Origin of the sequence: Mycobacterium sp. (assembly GCF_049673265.1) — a bacterium.
Lineage (GTDB): Bacteria > Actinomycetota > Actinomycetes > Mycobacteriales > Mycobacteriaceae > Mycobacterium.
Window position 1 is genome coordinate 1 of the sequence record NZ_JBATXN010000096.1, and the last position, 5,296, is coordinate 5,296.

5 protein-coding genes and 1 pseudogene are annotated in these 5,296 nt (G+C 65.4%); 3 read left to right on the plus strand and 3 right to left on the minus strand.

Going from position 1 to position 5,296, the window contains the following annotated elements:
- Both WBF82_RS03255 and WBF82_RS03260 read right to left on the minus strand, forming a co-directional pair.
- The coding region (locus WBF82_RS03255) for an AMP-binding protein (protein WP_424381667.1) at positions 1-1,012 on the minus strand (1,012 nt) is incomplete at its 3' end.
- Between the two features lie 32 nt (positions 1,013-1,044).
- On the minus strand, positions 1,045-1,851 hold the full coding sequence (locus WBF82_RS03260; protein ID WP_424381663.1) for a 1-acyl-sn-glycerol-3-phosphate acyltransferase: 807 nt from the start codon (positions 1,849-1,851) through the stop codon (positions 1,045-1,047).
- 63 nt (positions 1,852-1,914) lie between these two features.
- Between WBF82_RS03260 and WBF82_RS03265 the strand changes: the two genes are divergently transcribed.
- The 3 genes and pseudogenes from WBF82_RS03265 to WBF82_RS03275 all read left to right on the plus strand — a co-directional run bounded on the left by WBF82_RS03265 (position 1,915) and on the right by WBF82_RS03275 (position 4,625).
- Positions 1,915-2,718, plus strand: a complete 804-nt coding sequence (locus WBF82_RS03265) for a crotonase/enoyl-CoA hydratase family protein (RefSeq protein ID WP_424381664.1) — start codon at positions 1,915-1,917, stop codon at positions 2,716-2,718.
- A gap of 96 nt (positions 2,719-2,814) precedes the next feature.
- Positions 2,815-4,314 (plus strand): annotated as a pseudogene (locus WBF82_RS03270) (class I adenylate-forming enzyme family protein).
- A 14-nt stretch (positions 4,315-4,328) separates the two neighbouring features.
- Positions 4,329-4,625, plus strand: coding sequence for a hypothetical protein (locus tag WBF82_RS03275; protein WP_424381665.1), 297 nt, complete (start codon positions 4,329-4,331; stop codon positions 4,623-4,625).
- Positions 4,626-4,698: 73 nt separating this feature from the next.
- Here the strand turns inward: WBF82_RS03275 and WBF82_RS03280 are convergent.
- Positions 4,699-5,296, minus strand: a 598-nt coding sequence (locus WBF82_RS03280) for a TetR/AcrR family transcriptional regulator (protein ID WP_424381666.1), incomplete at its 5' end; no start/stop codon positions are given.

Sequence of the window (5,296 nt, forward strand, 5' to 3'; positions counted from 1 at the left end):
CGGTGGCGATCATGCCGGCTTCGGTGGCGTTGTAGTTGTTGTAGATGATGTCGCCGAATTCGTCCATGAACCGGGTGACGACGTCGGGGCGCATCCGCGATCCGGATGCGGTGGCGAACCGCAGCGACCGACCGTGAAAGCGACGGCGCACCTCGTCGGGCAGGTCCATGATCCTGTCGAACATCACCGGCACCACGCACAGGCCGGTGGCCTGGTAACGGTCGATGAGGTCGAGGGTGGCCTCTGGGTCGAACTTGCGCCGGGTGACCACCGTGCAGCCCATAGACGCGGCGAAAATCAGCTGCGAAAAGCCCCAGGCATGAAACATCGGTGCCACCACGACGATCGTCTCTTCGGTGTGCCACGGCACCCGGTCCAACATCGCCTTGAGTTCGGTTGCACCGCCGCCGGAGTGCTTGGCGCCCTTGGGGTTACCGGTAGTTCCCGACGTCAGCAGGATCAGTTTGCCGTGACGGCCCGTTTTAGCGGGGCGCTTACCGCTGTGGGCGGCGATCAGCTTTTCGACGGTCGTGTCGTGCGGCTGATCGGTCCACGCGACGACGCGGGTGGCGTCAGGTTTGTCGGCCAGCGCGCGGTCCACCGAGTCGGTGAATTCTTCGTCGTAGATCACGGCATCCGCGCCTTCGCGATTGACCACCTCAGCCAGGGCCGGCCCGGCGAAGGAGGTATTGAGCAGCAGCACGTCGGCGCCGATCCGGCTGGCCGCCATCAGCGCCTCGACGAAACCGCGGTGGTTGCGACACATGATGGCAACGACTTCCGGTGTGCCGCCGGGCAGAGCCTGCAACGCCGCTGCCAACGCGTTGCCGCGCGCGTCGAGCTCACGGAATGTCAGTGTCCCGTGTTCGTCGATCAGTGCGGGACGGTTGGGACAGCGTTGCGCTGACATCGCGAATCCGCTTGTGACGGAGAGGCCTTCGCGTCGTGCGACGGCGACGATCCGTACGTACTTATCCGGCCGCAGGGGAGCGATGATTCCCGCGCGGACCATGCTGGCCAGTAGGCCGAGCGGTGCCACTGTCGTTAGCCGATGACCGGGAGGCGACGCTCTTTGGCCAAACTATTGAGCGCCTGCTGCATGACGCGGCGCACGTGGGCGTCGACAGCGTCGACGTCGGGCTCGTCGCCGAATTCGGCTCTTACGTCGATCGGCTCGAGCACCTGCATCACGATCTTGGTCGGCAGCGGCAGGTTGGGCGGCACCACCGCGGACAGCCCGAACGGGAAGCCCACCGAGATCGGCAAGATCTTGACCCGCATCAGCTTGTCCAATCGCAGTGCCCGGGCCAATCCCATGCCGCGAGAGAGGTAGATCTGGTTTTCCTGACCGCCGACCGCGACCGCGGGCACGATCGGAACCCTCGCGTTCAGCGCCGCCCGCACGTATCCGGTGCGCCCGTCGAAATCAACGATGTTCTCTGCCAGCGTCGGTCGATAGACGTCGTAGTCGCCGCCCGGGAACACCACCACTACACCGCCGGAGCGCAGTGCCTCGTCGGCGTTTTCGTGGTTGGCGCGAATGAAGCCGGTGCGGACGAAGAACTCCGCGATCGGGCCGGTGAACAACACGTCGTGGCTCAGGGTGTAGACGGGCCGGTCGTATCCGAACATCTCGTAGAAACCGGTGGCGAACACCGGAACGTCCATCGGGAACAACCCGCCGGAGTGGTTGGACACCACGAGTGCGCCGCCCGGCGGGAAGGACTCCAGCCCGCGGACCTCCGCCCGGTGGTAGCCCTTGATCAGCGGACGGATCCACCCCATCACACGTTCGGTGAGTCCGGGATCCCACTTAGAGGTCTCAGTCGGTTCGATATCGGTTGCCGTCAACGCATTCCCCTGGGCTTTCAGCGTGGCTTTGGGTGTGATGTTAGCTTCTCCCCAACATCCGTCATGCAGAAGGAACGCGACAGCGCAATGAACACAGTGAGCACTGAAGAACCCGAAGTCGTCGTCGAACAGCGGGACCGGATCCTGATCATCACCATCAACAGGCCCAAGGCCAAGAACGCGGTCAACGCCGCGGTTGCCAGAGGGCTGGCCGACGCCGTGGACCGCCTCGACGAAGACCCAGGTCTTTCGGTGGGCGTCCTGACCGGCGCGGGCGGCTCGTTCTGCGCGGGCATGGATCTCAAGGCGTTTGCTCGCGGCGAGGTCCCGATTGTCGAGGGCCGCGGGATGGGCTTTACCGAGCGTCCGCCGACTAAGCCGCTGATCGCCGCGGTAGAAGGCTATGCGCTGGCCGGTGGCACCGAATTGGCGCTGGCCACCGACTTGATCGTGGCGTCGAAAGACGCTGCGTTCGGCATTCCCGAGGTCAAGCGTGGGCTGGTCGCCGGTGGTGGGGGATTGCTGCGGCTGCCTGCACGCATCCCGGCTGCGATCGCGATGGAGTTGGCGCTGACCGGGGAAAACTTCACCGCCGAGCGGGCGCACGCGCTGGGGATGGTCAATGTCCTGGCTGAGCCGGGCGGCGCGCTGGAGGCCGCGATCGCGTTGGCCGAGAAGATCACCGCCAACGGGCCGCTGGCGGTGGCAGCCACCAAGCGGATCATCGTGGAATCCCGCGGCTGGAGCCCGGAGACGATGTTCGCCGAACAGAACAAGATCCTCGCGCCGGTGTTCACCTCGAACGACGCCAAGGAAGGTGCGATCGCGTTCGCTGAGAAGCGTCCGGCCCGCTGGACCGGGACCTGACCGCGATCACGAGCACCTGGTTGCGTGATCTAAACTACGAACGGGCGTGACATTTCCGGCCGCTTTTGTAACGGGTGGACCACAGAGAGTTCGAGGATGAGCATTTCGTTACTTCTCGAGATGGCTTTGTCGAGCAATCCCGACCGAACGGCCGTCGTCTCGGGGGACACCCGGTTGACCACGCAGCAGCTCAGCGATCTCGCCGATGGCGGCGCGGGCGTCATCGCCGGATCGAACGCCGAGCATGTCGTGTACGTCGGGGCCGGCGGCGCGATGCTCCCGCTGCTGATCTTCGCCTCGGCGCGGGCCGGGTTGGCGTTCACGCCGATCAATTACCGGCTCTCCGCCGACGGTATCCGGGCGCTGATCCGGCGGCTGCCCGCGCCGCTGGTGATCGTCGACAACCGGTACCGCGACATGCTGGGAGACGCCGGTCAACAAGTCATCGACTCGCACGAGTTTTTGGCTGCGGCTCGCGACGCGGAGCCGGCAGCGGAGTTCGCCGACCCGGATGCGGTCGCGATCGTGCTGTTCACGTCGGGCACCACGTCACAGCCCAAGGCCGTCGAACTCACGCATAACAACCTGACCAGCTACATCACCGGGTAGGTGGAATTCGATTCCGCCGAGCCGGCCGACGCGGCGCTGATCTGCGTGCCGCCCTACCACATCGCCGGAGTCAGCGCGGCGCTGTCGAACCTGTATGCCGGACGCAAGATGGTCTACCTGCCCACCTTCGATCCGCAGGAATGGGTGCGGCTGATCAACGCCGAGCACGTCACCACCGCAACCGTGGTACCGACCATGCTCGATCGCATCGTGACCGAGTTGGAGGGCGGCGGTCATGAATTGCCGTCGCTGCGCAACCTGGCCTACGGCGGTTCGAAAGTCGGTTTGCCGCTGGTCCGCAAGGCCCTCGAGCTGTTACCCGGCGTGGGCTTTGTCAACGCGTACGGATTGACCGAGACGAGTTCGACGATTGCGGTGCTCACCCCGGAGGATCACCGCCAGGCGCAGGCCGCGTCGGATCCCGCAGTCGTCAAGCGGTTAGGTTCGGTCGGTCAACCGGTACCGGGCATCGAGGTTCAGGTCCGCGACGAGAACGGCACGGTGCTGGGCCCGGGGCAGTGCGGTGAGTTGTTCGTGCGCGGTGACCAGGTCTCGGGCCGTTATACCGGAATCGGCTCGGTGCTCGACGCCGACGGGTGGTTTCCGACCAGAGACATCGCCACCCTCGACGAGGATGGCTACCTGTTTATTGGCGGCCGCAGCGACGACACCATCATCCGGGGTGGCGAGAACATCGCGCCCGCCGAGCTGGAGGACGTGCTGATCGAACACGCCGCGGTGCGTGACGTCGCCGTGGTCGGCGTCGACGATCCGCAATGGGGTCAGGCGATCGTCGCGGTGGTGGTGCCGGCAGCCGGCACCGACCCGGATCCGGAGGAGCTGCGCGAGCACGTCCGCAAAAGTTTGCGGGGTTCGCGTACGCCCGACCGGGTAGTCTTTCGCGACGAGCTGCCCACCAACGCGACCGGCAAAGTGCTCCGCCGTGAAATTGTCGAAGAGCTTCGCGCCGCTCCGGCCGAGCAGTAAGGAACCGAAAAATCATGATTAAGAACGGAACTCGTCTGGCCAGCCAGGTGTGCGACACCCAGGTCATCGTCGTCCGGAGCGCGGACAGCCTTGATGATCTGCGCTGCGGCGGCGCACCGATGGTGGCCTTGGATGCCGAGCGGTCCGGCGAACTGGACCCCGCGTTCGCCGACGGCAACGTGATGGGCAAGCGCTACGTGGATGAGGCCGGCGCCGAGGTGTTGGTGACCAAGGCGGGTGCGGGAACGCTGGCTGTCGGCGAAACCGCGCTGAGCCTCAAGGAAGCCAAGCCGCTGCCTGCTAGCGACTAACCTCCCTAGCGCGAGCAGACGCAAAGGCTCCTGAAAACCCGGCGTGTCGGGGGCATTTATGTCTGCTCGCCAGCTACTGGCGCTCCGGGACTCCGTTGCGGCGGACGAATTCCCTTGCCTTGACCAGAAATTCGAGCTCTTCGTAAACCTTCCGCAGCGGCTCGCTGCTGCGTAGCGAGCGGCAAAGCACAACGGCGCCTTCCAGCGTGGCGATCGACATCACCGCCAGCGAGTCGGCATCAGACTCGAGAAAGCCATCGGCGACGAAAGCCCGAGTCAGCGCCGCGCGCCACTGCGCGAAAATCTGTCCGGCGTCGGCGGCCAACCGAACTTCGTCATCGGCCCCGCCGATTGCCGCCGCCACCACAGGGCAGCCAGCGTTGAAATCGCTTTCGGCCAGTACGCGTTCCCAGAACTCGACGAACTGCCGCAGCAGTACTTTTGCGCCTCGCCCGGCGGCGTCATCGATATCGGCGGTGATCGCATCCCCGGCATACCGAAGGGCCTCGGCGAGGATCTGATTGCGCCCGTCGGGAAAGTGGTGGTACACCGAGCCGCGCGGCGCACCGCTGCGGGTGAGCACCTCGTCGATGGTCACACCTGCCGCGCCGCGTTCACGCATTACCTCGGCGGCGCTGATCAGCATCTTGGTTCGGGTGTCACCGCGCTTA

Coding starts and splice junctions, on each gene's coding strand:
- WBF82_RS03265 (WP_424381664.1), top strand. CDS start 1,915: ATGCAGAAGGAACGCGACAGCGCAATGAACACAGTGAGCACTGAAGAA.
- WBF82_RS03275 (WP_424381665.1), top strand. CDS start 4,329: ATGATTAAGAACGGAACTCGTCTGGCCAGCCAGGTGTGCGACACCCAG.